This window comes from Bacillus sp. TH50, from assembly GCF_016650565.1.
GTDB lineage: Bacteria > Bacillota > Bacilli > Bacillales > Bacillaceae_G > Bacillus_A > Bacillus_A mycoides.
The window spans coordinates 1,850,252-1,864,959 of record NZ_JAEKFM010000003.1; the positions used below are offsets into that span (position 1 = coordinate 1,850,252).

Sequence of the window (14,708 nt, forward strand, 5' to 3'; positions counted from 1 at the left end):
TCACTCCTTATAGCATCATTTTCGCTTTAGTGAATACACGCTGTAATTCTTCCATTGATAAATTATCTTTTTCTAAAGCTGCGAATAATTCCTTTAGCTGTAAATGACGCTCTTGTTCCTCTAGCGATGTAATATCGTATTCTAGCGGAACGTGCTTTACTGTTACACTCGCTTGTTCAAATAACTCTACGGCATACGGATGATTTTTATAGTCCTGTGCATAATAAACCGCTGTAACACCACTTTGAATAATCGCCTTACAGCACTGCAAACAAGGAAAATGTGTGACATAAATTTCCGCTTCCTCTGTTTTTGCACCAAATTTCGCACATTGCAATAAAGCATTCATTTCAGCATGAATTGTACGAACGCAATGATTATCAATGACATAGCAACCATCGTCTATACAATGGACACCACCTTTAATTGAACCGTTATATCCACCAGCAATAATTCGTTTATCACGAACGATTGTCGCTCCTACCGCAAGCCTTGTACATGTACTACGTAAAGATAGTAGATGGCTTTGCGTCATAAAATATTGATCCCATGAAATTCGTTCCATATTTTTCACCTTCTTTTTTGTCTACTTGTAGTGTAGCGAAAAAAGAAAAACTTCGTCAATCTTTTATGGAATAATAATTTGATCTTTTATTTTCTCTAAAGACTTCGCACCAATCCCATCAATTTCTAATAAATCTTCTATTTTCTGAAACGGGCCATGTTCTTCTCGGTATTTCAAAATACTTTCCGCTTTCCGAGAACCAATGCCTGTTATTTTTTCAAGTTGCTCTTTAGAAGCTGTATTTATTTGCACTTTACCCTCGCTTTTTGAAAAAGTAGTCCCTTCTTGCACTGGCTCATTCTTGTTAGGAACATACAGAAGCATTTGGTCTTGGACCATTTGCGCCAAATTCACTTTCTTCACATCTGCATCCGGCAACAAACCACCAGCTTTTTCAACCGCCTCCTTCACCCGGTCCCCTTCCTTCATTTCATACACACCCTCTTTAAAAACCGCCCCTTTCACATCAATTATAATTATTTTTTTCTGCTCCTTTGTATCCAATACTTTCGGTTTACTTTTTTTCTCCACATCTTTTACTTGAACTTCCGTTGTAATGAGCGATCGCTCTGTTTGCTGATTCGTTTTCCAGAAAAAAAGAAAAATCAAAGTGCCAATAATAACCACTAATCCCAACCATTTTTTCGGAAAATCCCACATCATTTTACACCTCTAATCATAAATTTATAACATCATTCATATTGTTTAGGAGAAAGCTGTTACGAAGGAGGGATGAAACATTGAACATAGGAATTATAGGGACAGGGAACATGGGGAATATACTAATCGATGCATTTTTAGAAACCCGTGCTGTCAAACCTTCGTGCCTTACTATTATTAATCGGACGCCTGCCAAAGCATATCATATAAAAGAAAAATACCCTTCTGTTCATATAGCCAAAACAATCCAAGAGGTAATCGAACAATCCCAGCTTATTTTCATTTGCGTAAAACCGATAGACATATACCCTATTCTACAAAAATACGCTGACCATTTTTCAGACGAAGATTGCTTAGTTTCTATCACAAGCCCCATATCTCCATCACAATTAGAAACACTTATACCTTGCCACGTCGCTCGTATCATTCCAAGCATCACAAACCGCGCCTTATCCGGCGCATCACTATTTACATTTGGAAATAATTGCTCTCTAGAATGGCAACAAAAACTACTTCGTCTATTCAAAAACATTTCTACTCCCCTTGTTATAGAAGAAGATATAACGCGCGTTTCATCTGATATAGCAAGCTGCGGCCCTGCTTTTTTTAGTTATTTATTACAATGTTTCATTAACGCTGCTGTAGATAAAACAAATATTACACATGAAGAAGCCACTACTTTAGTAAGTGAAATGGTCATTGGAATGGGGAAATTACTCGAAAAAGAAATTTTCACATTACCTACTTTACAAGAAAAGGTATGCGTTAAAGGCGGTGTTACAGGAGAAGGTATTCGTATTTTAGAAGAGCACGTTGGGGATATGTTTCATAAATTAATCGAACGGACACATGAGAAATTTGATGAAGATTTAAAATGCGTTGAGCAGCAATTCGATAAACACACATAATAAATACGCCATCGTAATCCCAAACCCTTTTTATTAATACTTATCTTTTTCATGCTACATTTTCACTAAAACTAGCATTTTTACACTTTACACATATCATCTTTTTATTTTTCTAGAACTAAAACTACATCTTTTCTATAAAACAAAAGCAACCTTATCGGTTGCTTTTCTTTTATCCATTCTTCTTCGCCATAAAAAAGATGCGCTCTGTTTGTTCTGTCACTTCAATTCGTTCAAAGTCACCTGTGACGCGAAGCACTGTAAACCCAGCTTCTTCAAGCCATTTTGTTAACACTTCAACCGAATACGCACGTTGCACGTGACATTCGTCAAAACGATGATACACATCTTCTTCTGAATCTTGTACAAAGAATGTCAAATCATGTTCCACACTATCTGATTCTTCTCCAGGGAAGCAGTTCCAAATAAGTGATATTTCTTCGCCGTTCACTGTATATGTTTCATTTTGAAATACGTGATGTATTTTATATAAAGAGTGTACATCGAATAAAAACAAGCCATCCTGACGTAAATGGTGGAAAACTCTTCTAAATGTTTCTTGCACTCCATCTTCTTGCAATACGTAATTTAATGAGTCACAAAAGATTGTCACACAATCAAATTCACCAGGAACATCGAGCTCTCTCATGTCTTGTTGGTAAAAAGGAATAAAATATCCTTCTCCCCCCAATTTTTGCTGCGCGACAGTTAACATTTCTTCCGAAAGATCTACACCAATTAAGTCATAACCTTTTCGCACAAGCGGAAGTGTTACGTTACCAGTTCCACATGCTACGTCAAGGATTCTTGCCTCTTTCATAGATGCCTGTTGTAAACTTTCCTCTGTGAATTCCACCCATTTATCATAAGGGACATCATTCATCAGTTCGTCATACAGCAAAGCAAATTGTTCGTATTTCATTGATCTAGCTCATCTGCAATATCTTCACGCGGCACATCGCCCCATAGACGCTCTAAATTATAGTGATTACGCTCATCTTTATGGAATACATGAGCAACCACATCACCAAGGTCTACTAAAACCCAACGTGCTTCATCAAAGCCTTCCATACGTTGTACGTTAATTTCGAACTCATGTGCCTTCGCTTTAATTTCACGTGCAATTGCTTGTACTTGCTTGTCTGAATTTCCGTGACAAATAATAAAATAGTCTGCAATCGGTGAAATACCTTGCATATTTAGTACAACCATATCTTCTGCTCTCTTATCATCAGCTGCTTTTGCCGCTAATACTAATAACTCTTTATCTTTCATTTATTAATTTCCTCCTTGATAACTTCATTGTATGTTTGGAATGTTAATGGATAAATCGTTTGATCTTTTTCCATTAAAAATTGAATTGTTCGCTTTAAAGCAAACAGTAAAGCTTGATTTATATCTTTATATGCGAGTTTCCTCGCTTCTTCCACACCAGGAAACTTACGTCCTGGTTCAATGTAATCTGCTACATAAATAACTTTATCTAACATTGTCATTTTTTCATGACCACTTGTATGATATGTAATAGCTTGTAGAATTTCAGGATCAGTAATGCCTACTTCTTTTTCTACTAAGTATGCCCCAACAGGTGCATGCCATAACTCTTTGTTATAGTGCAGTAGATCCTTTGGCAAAGCTTCTCTCTTAATAATCTCTTCCATTTCTGGAATCGCTCTACATTTTGCATAATCGTGAAATATAGCAGCCGTCTCTGCCTTTTTCTCATCTACACCATATAACCTAGCAAGTTCAATCGCTGTTTCCATTACACCAACCGTGTGTATATAACGTTTTTCATGCATTTGTTGTTTGACAATACTAAGTGCTTCCTCACGATTCATACAACCCATTCCTCTCGATATATACCTGTACTTTTTCGGGGAGTAAATATTTGCACGTTTTCTTCGTCATATATCTCTCACGTAACAGAGAAGAAGAAACTGCAAACTCCGGAATTTCCACTTTTACGATATCATAAGGCGTATGTAATGTATAACCTGGTCTTGCAACTCCAACGAAAGTCACAAGCTTAAGTAACTTTTCAATGTTATACCACTTCGGCAAATACTCAACCATGTCTCCGCCAATAATAAAGTGAAACTGCACATCCGGATACTTCTCCGTTAATTGTACCATAGTATCGTACGTATAAGATGGGCCTTCTCTGTCTAGCTCTTCTAAACAAATTGAAAAGTATGCTTCTTCCTCAATCGCTATTTGCAGCATGTTTAATCGACTTTTCACACTCGTAATGTTACGTCCTTGCTTGTGCGGTGGAACTTGATTCGGCAAAAACCATACCTCTTCCAACCCTAAAGCATGATACACTTCATTTGCAATTAACAAATGCCCATTATGAGGTGGATCAAACGTGCCACCAATAATGCCAATTTTTCTCAAAAGAAACGCTCCTTCCTTTTACATACAGCAACTCTCCCCATACAAATTCGAAGAGAGCCCACTGTTAATAAAAGTTCAATTGGTTCGCTTTCTACATATCAAGCGTCCATTACGAAATAACTCACGTATATCTTTTATCGAGGAAGCTTAATCTGCTTATTTTCTCTTGATTCTTTGTATAAAACAATTGTGCTTCCGATTACTTGAACGATTTCAGCTCGTGCACCTTGTGCAAGCTCTTCTGCAACTTCACTACGATCAAATTCACAGTTTTGTAATACGCTCACTTTAAATAGTTCACGAACTTCTAATGCTTCTCCAATTTGTTTCACCATATTTTCATTCACGCCACCTTTTCCAACTTGAAAAATCGGTGTTAAATGATGTGCCTTTGCACGTAAAAATCTTTTTTGTTTTCCTGTTAACATATAATTAGCCTCCAAGCTCTCTCATTACTAATTGTTTCATTCTATCAATATTCGGCACACACCCTGTCCACATTTCAAACGCAAGTGCACCTTGATAAACGAACATATCGATTCCATTTTGAATTATTGCACCTTGTTCTTTCGCATCGCCTAAAATTTTCGTCTCAAATGGATTATAAATAATATCAGAAACAATCGTTCCTTGTTTCAATGAACGAATTTCCAGCGGCGTATACTCAACATGTGGATGCATACCTATCGTTGTTGTTTGGATGATAATATCATATTCCCCTTGATTTTCTGCTGCACATTCTAACGATAGAGCATGCGAATTAACATTTGCCATGCACCCAGAGATAAGGTTTTTCGCCTTATCTCTCGTACGATTAGCAATATCAATTTCTTTCACACCTACATCGGCAAGCGAGAAGTAAATAGCTCGGCTAGCACCACCTGCACCGATTAATAAAATACGTTTCTCTTGAAGTGGATCTTCACTAATTGACTGCAGGGCACGAACAAAACCAATTCCATCTGTATTATACCCAATCAATTTTCCATCTCGATGAACTACTGTATTTACCGCACCGATTTGCCTTGCTAACGGGGCAATCTCATCCAAGTACTCCATAATTGCAACTTTGTGCGGAGTCGTTACATTAAATCCTGAAATACCTAATGCTTTCAAACCTTTTACTGCTTCCCCTAGCGCTTCTTCTTCTACAAGAAACGCATGGTAATGGGCATCCATATTCAAGTGTTCAAATGCATCGTTATGCATAACGGGTGATAATGAATGTCCAATTGGATTTCCGATTACACCATATAATTGTTTCATAAATCCCTCTCCATATTAAATTAAAGATTTACGTAATGAAACACTTACTCCTTTTGGTACATGAGCAACAATTTTCGCTCCTGATTCATTTACAGTAACCCAGCCCAATCCAGAGAATACAACATCCGTTTTCGGCTCACGAATATTAAATTCATATTTCACAAACTTAGGCATATTTTCTAATTCTTCTGGTGTCGGTGGATTCAATAATTCTCCAGCGTGTTTTTCGTACAATTCATCAGCCTTTTCAAGCTTTGTACGATGGATTGTTAAACGGTTTGAGAAATGACAAGTGAATGCACGACGGCCCCCACTTACATAATCAAATCGTGCTAATCCACCAAAGAATAATGTTTGTTCTTCATTTAATTGGAATACCATTGGCTTAACTTCTGTAGTCGGTGTAATAAGCTTTAAGCTTTGTTTCCCAACATAATGCGCCATTTGATGATGATTAATAATACCTGGTGTATCGTATAAAGATGACGTTTCGTCTAATGGGATATCAATTAAATCAAGCGTTGTTCCTGGGAAATGTGATGTTGTAATTACATTCTCAGTCTCATCACTAAACTCTTTAATCATACGATTAATAAATGTTGATTTACCAACATTCGTACATCCAACAACATAAACATCTTTACCTTCGCGGTAATGCTCAATTGCATCAGCAAGTTCAGCGATTCCTTGTCCTTTAGCTGCACTAATTAAAAAGACATCTTCTGGTTTTAAACCAAGTTGCTTTGCACTATAGCGCATCCAATGTTTTACTTTATCATGCTTAACTGACTTTGGAATTAAGTCAGCCTTATTCCCTACAAGTAATACTTTATTGTTCCCTACAAAACGATGTAAGCCCGGTAACCAGCTACCATTGAAATCGAAAATATCTACGATTTTAACCACTAGTGCGTCTGATTGTCCAATTCCGTTCAAAATACGAAGGAAATCATCATCTGTTAAAGATACATCTTGAATTTCGTTATAATGTTTCAAACGAAAACAACGTTGGCAAATTACTTGTTCTTTTTCTAAAGATGATACAGGAGCGTATCCTACTTCATTTTTATTTTCTGTTTGAATTTCTACACCGCAACCAATACATTTAATTGTTTCAGTCAAACTTTATTCCTCCCAGTTAATTAAGCCTTTTTTCTTCATGTTTCTCATAATTCTTCGTTCAATTTTCCGATTAAATCGTGTCACCAATCCGTCCGTTTGCGCTACCGGTACAACTAAAATTGTATGAAGTCCCACACGATTCCCGCCGAGCACATCCGTTAGTAACTGATCTCCAATTACTACAACTTCATCTGGCTGCAGGTGCATCTCATGTATCGCACGCTTAAATGCGCGAACAAACGGTTTGCGCGCACTATGAATAAACGGAATACCTAATGGGTCAGCGAAGTCTTTAACGCGTTGCTCGTTGTTATTTGAAACGACCGTTACTTGAATATCATTTTCTTTCATTTTCAAAAACCACTCTTCAAGCTGTGGCGTTGCGTTTGGACGATCCCATTCAATTAAAGTGTTATCTAAATCAGTAATAACTCCTTTAATTCCACGTTTTTTCAAATCTTCTGGTTGAATATGATATATATTTTTCACATATTCATTTGGTAAAAATAACTTCAATTTCTTTCACCTCTTTGAGGATTTTTCATAAAATTTTTCGACAACATTTTTCGATAGATAACCTGTGGATAAACTTGTACACACTTTCCACGTTAATTTTTCAGTCAATTTGGAATTTACTAACAATCTATCCACATTTTATCCACTGAGTTATGTGGATAACCTCTTGTTTGTGACTGTCATATTTTTTTGGTACATTAAATGCAACAACGAATCAATCCTTATATTATTAGGAGGTGACTCACCTTGAAAACAAAACATATGGAACAGTTATCTACTGATTTACTCACTGAGTCTTATTATAAAGCAAAAGAACTAAAATTAAATCCCGACTTCATTTTACTTATAAAACAAGAAATTATTAGACGCTCGTTAGAGGACAAGCTCGTCAAATCTTCTTGAGTACATATAGATTGCTGATTGACCTGTAAAAAGAGCCATCCTGCGATGGCTCTCGAATAAACAAGTACTCCCATCTAGGGGATTTCTTCATTAAGCATCTTTGTCCACATTTCTTAATTAGAGCTTCATAAGTATATTATAAAACCTTTTCTTTACTTATGAGATACTCGGGTTGCAATTTTTTCACCAAGACGCAGCTCTTGCCCACTTGTCAATTCCTGCACTGCTTTAATCATATCTTTTTCAAATAATAAAACAACTGTTGAGCCAAATGTAAAGTATGCCATCTCTTCACCTTTTTGAACAGTACTTCTTTCATGAAGGAGCTCGATACTATTAACAAACATAGCACCTACTTTTACAAGTGCCATATGTTCGCCGTCACTATTTACTTCTGTAACAGAGCGATAATTTTTTGACAATGGTTCTTTCCCATACTCCATACCCGCTGCATTTACCGGATATGATTTTCTACCGAGTACAAATCTTTCAGTCACAGAGCCAGAAAGCGGGCTATGAATGCGATGATAATGACTTGGACTCAAATAAATCACCATATATGTACCGCCTGCATATCGCTTTGCACGCTCTTCATTACCTAGCATATCCACAATTGAATAACGCTTTCCTTTTATATCGAATGTTTTTGTATCCTCAATAGGACCTTGATCAGCAAAAACACCATCAACAGGACTAACGATACTCGATGCATCAGTATCAATACTACGCTTTCCTTCTTTTAGCCTACGTGTAAATAAATCATGCAATGTTCCATATTCCTTCAAACCCTTTTCCATCTCATCTTGATTAATTTGAAAAACTTTCACATACGATGGAATAATGATAGAGCTCAAACGAGATTGTGCAAATTTACGTAATATATAAGAAGTAAAACGACCATTTGTAAGTTCGATCATAAGTCGATATAATGTCCGTCGCAAATTACGAAACCTCCTAATCAGCCTATAACTTTAGTTTCCCCTTCTTTTCTCTCTATATCATATGTAAAATTGGTTCTTATTCCCACATATAGAATGGAGCCGTCTCGTTATACACGAAGAAAAACTAAGTATAATTTTTATTCTTAAATTGTTTAGCACCTTCTAATATTACAGATAGAACCCGCCATTTTCAACAGTGAACATGTATTTCTTCTTAGAACAGCTCGTTTTCTTTCCGTTTTCCCGAAAGAAAAGCAGCCACTTTTAAAGTGTAGCTGCTTACAATACACATTATTCTTTTGCTTTTTTCTCTTTCTCAGCCCGCACAAATTCATGGAACATTTTCATTAAAGCACGCTTTTCAATTCGCGATACGTAGCTTCTTGAAATACCGAGTGCCTTCGCAATCTCCCTCTGTGTTTTCTCTTTATCAAGCCCAAGTCCAAAACGCTTCACAATTACTTCTTTCTCTCGTTCGTCCAAAATATCGATATACTCTTTAATTTTTTCTAACTCCATACTAAGCTGAATCATATCAATTACATCTTCAGATTCTGATTTTAATATATCAATAAGCGATATTTCATTACCCTCTTTATCTTGCCCAATCGGATCATGAAGTGAAACGTCTTTTTTCGTTTTCTTCAGCACACGTAAATGCATCAAAATTTCATTTTCGATACAGCGCGCTGCATATGTTGCAAGCTTAGTTCCTTTCCCTGCTGAATAGCTTTCAATCGCTTTAATAAGCCCAATGGTACCAATTGAAATTAAATCTTCTGCATCTTCACCAGTGTTTTCGAATTTCTTAACAATATGAGCTACAAGCCGTAAATTATGTTCAATTAAAAGATTTCTCGCTTGAGCATCACCTTGCTCCATTAACTCTAAGTACTTTCTCTCATCATCTGATGATAACGGCTGCGGGAACGCATTGTTCTTCACATAAGAAACAAATACAAACACTTCTCGAACCATATATCCAATTGCGGCGAATAGACTCAAACCTTTCACCTCCGCCAAAATAGTGGTCTTTACTATGTGTATGTGGGCATGAGGTTGTTTGTGTCTGTACGATGTAAATATGGAACTCTTAACTTAATGGCATTCTTAAACCACTCAACGCTAATCATTAAATTTTTCTATAAACATAGTAAAAGCCAATCGAAACGTATCGATTGGCTTTTACTAATATTCACTCCAAATTTTCTCTCCAGTATGCGCATCTATGTAACGAATTTTCCGACTACAATCGACGGATTCTTTATGATTTTCACTCCTCGTTTGTTTATACAGCAGTTTATATTTCATTTCCTCTGCATCATGATCTATACACCATTCTAATTTTACTCGAATGACCTCTTTATATATTTCTAACGCTTTTTCTTTTGTTACTTTTGGTGCTGTTTCATGTGCAAGTAACTCTTCTATTATATTGCTAGGTTTTCCCGAGTAATGCATCACAGCACCATTTTCTGTATTAATGTTGACCATGAATTCCCTATACTCTACCGGAATTTCATTCACATATACTGAAAAGACAAATCTTTCAATCCCTTCATCTTCGTCACGTTCATCCCAAAGGCGAAGATATTGTGTAACATCTGGAATAACATGTTCTAAAAATTGAAGTGCTTTTTGTAAACATTCCTCTCTAGACAGTATTTGTTTTACTTCTTTATCGTCTGCCAGTTTTATAAAACCAATTAATTCCTTGGTTGATTTATCAATCGTAATGCCAACTAAATTATTATATTTTAACATCGGTAAATGCTTTTTTAAAAATTCATTCATTAAATATGGATTCTTTTCTTCTTTCTGTTTTTGTAATTCCTCTTTCGAAACAAATTTCATCCTTATTCCATCTTCATTTTCTGTCTCAGCCACTTTTGTAAAACTTTCTTTATCCCAGTCAAATAAATCGAATATATCATCTTGTTGACTATCTTTTTTCGGTTTTTCAACAGCTACAGTTGGAGGCAATTTATAATGATCTGGGTCAAATAAATCTTTACCTGTACTTGCATCAATAAACGCATGACTAGGTTCTGGTTCATATACAAGATGATAGCCTTTTACTTCCTCACCATTTTCATATTTACATGAAGAATGTGTTAAATCCACAAATACAAGTCTCATATCTTGTCTAGCTCTCAAAGTTTCTAAAACGACGTTCTCCTCAACAATTTCAATTGGCCATAACGGTTTTTTCCCTATAGCTTTTTGTCCATTGTAATGAAAATGCACAACATTACCTGAAGGATGAATTCGCACAACACATCCTGTATTCGGCAATGGATATCCATTCACTTCCTGCATATAATTTATTTCTTTCCAACCACGCCAGTCATCCTTAACTGACACATATGTATAAAATTCTAATTCTTCTTCCACATATTTTTTTATAAATACATTTGCAATCTCTCTTGCCTTATTCTCCTCTATCACTTCTTTATCACTCGAAAAATAATTTTCATCATCTATCCTGAATTCGAATAAATTACCAGTATGCCTATTTAATGTAATTTGTATCTTTTTCTCCTCATCCTCTTTATGCCCCCACCATAATAGATGATACGGATCATCCACTCCTTCTTGATCATCTACAACAAGCCTATATTCATCTGGAATTTCAATAATGTGGGCCACTTGCTCTTTTCTTTTTTTATCTTTTGGATTCATCATAACCTCTCCTTTGTTACAATTTAAGGTAATTATAACAAACAAAACCAAAAGCCATTATCAAAAAGACAAAAAACTGAAACAATTAGTTCATACGAATTTCACATGAATCTATTACTATAAGAATTGTACATAGTGAAATTACTAACAATGACGTTTATTCATATATAATTTCATTTGAAAGGGGTTGAAAAGATGAAAACTAAATATCGCTTTATGATCTCATCATTTGCTGCTTGCGCCTACATGATTTGGTGTTTAGTATAATAACAACTTCACTTGTAAATAAGAAAAGGTGTGTATAGAAATGGAATATAACCAATCAACAGTTAACTACTGGAAAGCTTTTGTATTACCTTATACATTCGCTTTAGAAGAGTTAAAAACTAAATTTGAAATTATGAACCGGGAAGCTCAATTTTTAGAAGACTACAACCCGTTTGAACATATAAAAACAAGACTTAAACAACCCGAAAGTATCATTAGGAAGCTTGAGCGTAAAAACTTATCACCAACAGTTGAAAATGCTCAAACACAATTACAAGATATTATTGGCATCCGTATTACATGTTGCTTTGTAGAAGATATTTATCATTTAAAAGAAGTTATTGAAAATCGTGGAGACATGGAAATTGTAGAAGTAAAAGATTATATTGCTAATCCAAAAGGAAATGGCTATAAAAGTTTGCATATGATTATTAAATATCCATTGTCACTAAATTCTGGTACGAAAGATGTCTTTGCAGAAATTCAATTACGTACACTTGCCATGGACTTTTGGGCAAGTTTAGAACATAAACTTTACTACAAATATGAAGGAAATATACCTGACTATTTGAAAGATGAACTACATGACGCTGCTATGAAAGCTGAAGACCTCGATAATAAGATGGCAACAATCCGTCAAGATATTGATGACATTGAAGCATGTTCAAATCAAATTTTATTACCACTATAAAAAGGTTCTCTCCTATGAGAACCTTTTTATCCCGCTATTTGCGGGCAGTAAGACTCCCACCTCAAAATTCTGCGAATGCGAAGGAGTTAGGTGGGCGATCAACTGCCCATAAAAGCCCGATTGGTTCAACTAATAATCAGTGGGGGATGGACAAAACCCCCACTGATTAAAGTTTCACTTTATTTCTTCTCTATCGTACGAACCTCTTCAATCTTCCACCCTTCTTCTTCTTTTCCAAGTGCATACTGCATTTTCTTTTGGAGAGTAACCCCTCCATCTACTTCTTTTTCCTCCGTTTCAACAATAACAAGCCCATCTTTAAGAGCTTTCATATTCATATGTTCCAATTCTATTTTCTTATTTCCCTTTTGAAATGCCGCTTCCTTTTGTGTTTTTAAGTCTTCAGCACTAGGCATCTTCTTTGAAAATAACTCCATATGCTCAGCAAGATTTTTTTCATTCGTCGTCCGTACAAATGCCTCAATAACATCTTGAATGGATTTCTCTTCTTCTTTCGTTATATGTACCTTTTCCTCAGTTTTCCCAGCAGATTTTTGTTCTATATTATTCTCTTGAGATTGACATCCAACTAGCAATAATACGAATACTAGAAGGAATCTTAATTTCCCTAAAAAAACGCTCATCTTTCCATCTCCTAAAAAGAAAAGTGAGGCATTTCGCCTCACTTTCATTTATAATTAGCGTCTTCCTTTATTCGGATCGCCGCCGCCAACGATGTCAAAGACACGTTTAGCTATATTTGTATTCTCTTGAACGCCAGAGAATAAGTATTTACCTGGTCCGAATGCATATACGTTCACATCTTCACCTGTATGTCCACCCGTTGTCCAACCTGTAACCGAACGCTTATTGAAGATATCTTCAATTGCATTATCAATCTTTGTTACATCTTTTGATGGAGCTATATCATTTACAGCTTTAATTTCTTCTGGTGTTAATTGTAGATCAATATACTTTTTCAATGTTTCTTCTACATTTGCACCTTTTACAATCTCACTTGCCATAAAGTCTGGCGTACGTTTCGCAGCTTTAATCGGATCTACTTTAAAATTATACTCACCATTCGCACCTAAAGATAATCCGCCAGTAGCATGATCTGCAGTTGCAACAACTAATGTGTTCTTATCTTTTTTCGCAAACTCAATTGCTGCTTTAAACGCTTTTTCGAAGTCTTCCATTTCACTCATTGCACCGACAATATCATTATCATGTCCAGCCCAATCAATTTGACTACCTTCGACCATTAAGAAGAAACCGTCTTTATTTTTGTTCAAGCGCTCAATCGCTGCATTTGTCATCTCTTCTAATGAAGGTGTTTTGTCAGTACGGTCAATCATTTTGTCTAAACCACCTGGTGCAAATAAGCCAAGAACTTGATCGCTTTTATCATTTAATAATTGATTACGATCTGTTACATAACTATAACCAGACTTCTTAAATTCTTCTGTAAGATTGCGGTCTTTTCTAACAAAGTTCTTTACGCCCCCGCCAAGCATAACATCTATTTTATGCTTACCTTTAATTTTTTCATCAAAGTAATCATTTGCAATTGCGTCCATATTTTTACGACTAATATCATGTGCACCGAATGCAGCTGGTGTTGCATGCGTAATTTCAGAAGTTGCAACGAGTCCCGTTGACTTCCCTTTTTCTTTCGCTTGCTCCAATACTGTTTTCACTTCAGCTTTATCATTATCTACTGCAATAGCTGCGTTATATGTTTTTATACCTGCTGACATCGCAGTAGCTGCCGATGCAGAGTCTGTAATATTTTCATGTTCATCTTCTGGATATGTTTTTTGTGTTCCTACAAGATGCTTATCAAATTCTGTAGATTCCATCTCAAATGTTTTTGGATTATCTTTCATATAACGATGAGCTGTCATATATGAAGGCCCCATACCGTCCCCAATTAATACAATGACATTTTTAATTTTTGCATTGTTTCCGTTCTCATCTGCATTAACCTCACTAGAACGCGTAAAATTCCATGTTGCTACCGAAGTAACTGCTAACGACGCCACAACTGCAAATGGCCATGCTTTTTTTACAAACTTTTTCACTGTCTTGTCCCCCTAATTAGGTTATTCATTTCCCACTATCAAATTTAATAGAAGACTGTTAAGAGAAAATGAGTTATATGTAAATTTTTTGTTAACTTATGTAAATTTAAGTTATAATTTGTATAAGTTTGTCTTTTCATATCAAGCATACTCCCCTTTACAAAGATAAATATAAACATGTTGGATTTCTTTTAATACGAACCT

General features: G+C 35.7%; 18 protein-coding genes. 3 read left to right on the plus strand and 15 right to left on the minus strand.

Going from position 1 to position 14,708, the window contains the following annotated elements; translation table 11 throughout:
• Nucleotides 1–7: 7 nt before the first annotated feature.
• Together JFU23_RS09600 and JFU23_RS09605 are read right to left on the minus strand one after the other, a co-directional pair.
• Entirely contained in the window at nt 8–565 is a 558-nt protein-coding gene (locus JFU23_RS09600) for a ComE operon protein 2 (RefSeq protein WP_002088698.1), read from the minus strand.
• Nucleotides 566–628: 63 nt separating this feature from the next.
• A complete protein-coding gene (locus JFU23_RS09605; protein WP_063218883.1) occupies nt 629–1,228 on the minus strand; it encodes a helix-hairpin-helix domain-containing protein in 600 nt (199 codons plus the stop codon).
• A 77-nt stretch (nt 1,229–1,305) separates the two neighbouring features.
• Here JFU23_RS09605 and comER point away from each other — a divergent pair, with 77 nt between their 5' ends.
• Entirely contained in the window at nt 1,306–2,133 is an 828-nt protein-coding gene (comER, locus tag JFU23_RS09610) for a late competence protein ComER (protein WP_016100601.1), read from the plus strand.
• A gap of 172 nt (nt 2,134–2,305) precedes the next feature.
• Here the strand turns inward: comER and JFU23_RS09615 are convergent, their stop codons facing one another.
• From JFU23_RS09615 to JFU23_RS09650, 8 genes are all read right to left on the minus strand, one after another.
• The gene (locus tag JFU23_RS09615; protein WP_002088700.1) at nt 2,306–3,055 is read right to left on the minus strand and encodes a class I SAM-dependent DNA methyltransferase; all 750 of its coding nucleotides are present in this window, start codon (nt 3,053–3,055) and stop codon (nt 2,306–2,308) included.
• The gene (gene rsfS, locus JFU23_RS09620; RefSeq protein WP_000653209.1) at nt 3,052–3,408 is read right to left on the minus strand and encodes a ribosome silencing factor; all 357 of its coding nucleotides are present in this window, start codon (nt 3,406–3,408) and stop codon (nt 3,052–3,054) included. Before rsfS ends, JFU23_RS09615 begins: the two co-directional genes overlap by 4 nt.
• Nucleotides 3,405–3,974, minus strand: a complete 570-nt coding sequence (gene yqeK / locus JFU23_RS09625; RefSeq protein ID WP_002143180.1) for a bis(5'-nucleosyl)-tetraphosphatase (symmetrical) YqeK — start codon at nt 3,972–3,974, stop codon at nt 3,405–3,407. The genes rsfS and yqeK overlap by 4 nt, the downstream gene beginning before the upstream one ends.
• Entirely contained in the window at nt 3,964–4,533 is a 570-nt protein-coding gene (locus JFU23_RS09630) for a nicotinate-nucleotide adenylyltransferase (protein ID WP_002015218.1), read from the minus strand. The genes yqeK and JFU23_RS09630 overlap by 11 nt, the downstream gene beginning before the upstream one ends.
• Before the next feature lie 134 nt (nt 4,534–4,667).
• The gene (gene yhbY / locus JFU23_RS09635; RefSeq protein WP_002015220.1) at nt 4,668–4,961 is read right to left on the minus strand and encodes a ribosome assembly RNA-binding protein YhbY; all 294 of its coding nucleotides are present in this window, start codon (nt 4,959–4,961) and stop codon (nt 4,668–4,670) included.
• A gap of 4 nt (nt 4,962–4,965) precedes the next feature.
• Nucleotides 4,966–5,799, minus strand: coding sequence for a shikimate dehydrogenase (aroE, locus tag JFU23_RS09640; protein ID WP_002015222.1), 834 nt, complete (start codon nt 5,797–5,799; stop codon nt 4,966–4,968).
• Between the two features lie 15 nt (nt 5,800–5,814).
• On the minus strand, nt 5,815–6,921 hold the full coding sequence (yqeH, locus tag JFU23_RS09645) for a ribosome biogenesis GTPase YqeH (protein ID WP_002015224.1): 1,107 nt from the start codon (nt 6,919–6,921) through the stop codon (nt 5,815–5,817).
• 3 nt (nt 6,922–6,924) lie between these two features.
• A complete protein-coding gene (locus JFU23_RS09650) occupies nt 6,925–7,437 on the minus strand; it encodes a YqeG family HAD IIIA-type phosphatase (protein ID WP_002015225.1) in 513 nt (170 codons plus the stop codon).
• Nucleotides 7,438–7,683: 246 nt separating this feature from the next.
• Here JFU23_RS09650 and sda point away from each other — a divergent pair, with 246 nt between their 5' ends.
• Nucleotides 7,684–7,839: a sporulation histidine kinase inhibitor Sda gene (gene sda, locus JFU23_RS09655; protein WP_002015226.1), complete on the plus strand. Its 156-nt coding sequence runs from the start codon at nt 7,684–7,686 to the stop codon at nt 7,837–7,839.
• Nucleotides 7,840–7,991: 152 nt separating this feature from the next.
• Here sda and JFU23_RS09660 read toward each other — a convergent pair whose 3' ends face one another.
• The 3 genes from JFU23_RS09660 to JFU23_RS09670 form a co-directional block, all read right to left on the minus strand.
• Entirely contained in the window at nt 7,992–8,780 is a 789-nt protein-coding gene (locus tag JFU23_RS09660; RefSeq protein ID WP_002129166.1) for a phosphatidylserine decarboxylase, read from the minus strand.
• A 291-nt stretch (nt 8,781–9,071) separates the two neighbouring features.
• Complete coding sequence (gene sigK / locus JFU23_RS09665) at nt 9,072–9,785, minus strand: RNA polymerase sporulation sigma factor SigK (RefSeq protein WP_000051382.1); 714 nt, start codon at nt 9,783–9,785, stop codon at nt 9,072–9,074.
• Between the two features lie 183 nt (nt 9,786–9,968).
• A complete protein-coding gene (locus JFU23_RS09670; RefSeq protein ID WP_201031800.1) occupies nt 9,969–11,465 on the minus strand; it encodes a YcdB/YcdC domain-containing protein in 1,497 nt (498 codons plus the stop codon).
• A gap of 304 nt (nt 11,466–11,769) precedes the next feature.
• Here JFU23_RS09670 and JFU23_RS09675 point away from each other — a divergent pair, with 304 nt between their 5' ends.
• Nucleotides 11,770–12,420, plus strand: coding sequence for a GTP pyrophosphokinase (locus JFU23_RS09675; protein ID WP_002015229.1), 651 nt, complete (start codon nt 11,770–11,772; stop codon nt 12,418–12,420).
• A 179-nt stretch (nt 12,421–12,599) separates the two neighbouring features.
• On the opposite strand, the gene JFU23_RS09680 is transcribed toward JFU23_RS09675, so the two are convergent.
• Complete coding sequence (locus JFU23_RS09680) at nt 12,600–13,064, minus strand: hypothetical protein (protein ID WP_201031801.1); 465 nt, start codon at nt 13,062–13,064, stop codon at nt 12,600–12,602.
• A 54-nt stretch (nt 13,065–13,118) separates the two neighbouring features.
• Nucleotides 13,119–14,504, minus strand: coding sequence for an alkaline phosphatase (locus tag JFU23_RS09685; protein WP_002143184.1), 1,386 nt, complete (start codon nt 14,502–14,504; stop codon nt 13,119–13,121).
• Nucleotides 14,505–14,708: the final 204 nt, after the last annotated feature.

What these genes read in the sequence shown, in the direction of transcription:
- JFU23_RS09600 (WP_002088698.1), bottom strand. Translation starts at nt 565, where the DNA reads ATGGAACGAATTTCATGGGATCAATATTTTATGACGCAAAGCCATCTA.
- JFU23_RS09605 (WP_063218883.1), bottom strand. Translation starts at nt 1,228, where the DNA reads ATGATGTGGGATTTTCCGAAAAAATGGTTGGGATTAGTGGTTATTATT.
- JFU23_RS09615 (WP_002088700.1), bottom strand. Translation starts at nt 3,055, where the DNA reads ATGAAATACGAACAATTTGCTTTGCTGTATGACGAACTGATGAATGAT.
- rsfS (WP_000653209.1), bottom strand. Translation starts at nt 3,408, where the DNA reads ATGAAAGATAAAGAGTTATTAGTATTAGCGGCAAAAGCAGCTGATGAT.
- yqeK (WP_002143180.1), bottom strand. Translation starts at nt 3,974, where the DNA reads ATGAATCGTGAGGAAGCACTTAGTATTGTCAAACAACAAATGCATGAA.
- yhbY (WP_002015220.1), bottom strand. Translation starts at nt 4,961, where the DNA reads ATGTTAACAGGAAAACAAAAAAGATTTTTACGTGCAAAGGCACATCAT.
- aroE (WP_002015222.1), bottom strand. Translation starts at nt 5,799, where the DNA reads ATGAAACAATTATATGGTGTAATCGGAAATCCAATTGGACATTCATTA.
- JFU23_RS09670 (WP_201031800.1), bottom strand. Translation starts at nt 11,465, where the DNA reads ATGATGAATCCAAAAGATAAAAAAAGAAAAGAGCAAGTGGCCCACATT.
- JFU23_RS09675 (WP_002015229.1), top strand. Translation starts at nt 11,770, where the DNA reads ATGGAATATAACCAATCAACAGTTAACTACTGGAAAGCTTTTGTATTA.
- JFU23_RS09680 (WP_201031801.1), bottom strand. Translation starts at nt 13,064, where the DNA reads ATGAGCGTTTTTTTAGGGAAATTAAGATTCCTTCTAGTATTCGTATTA.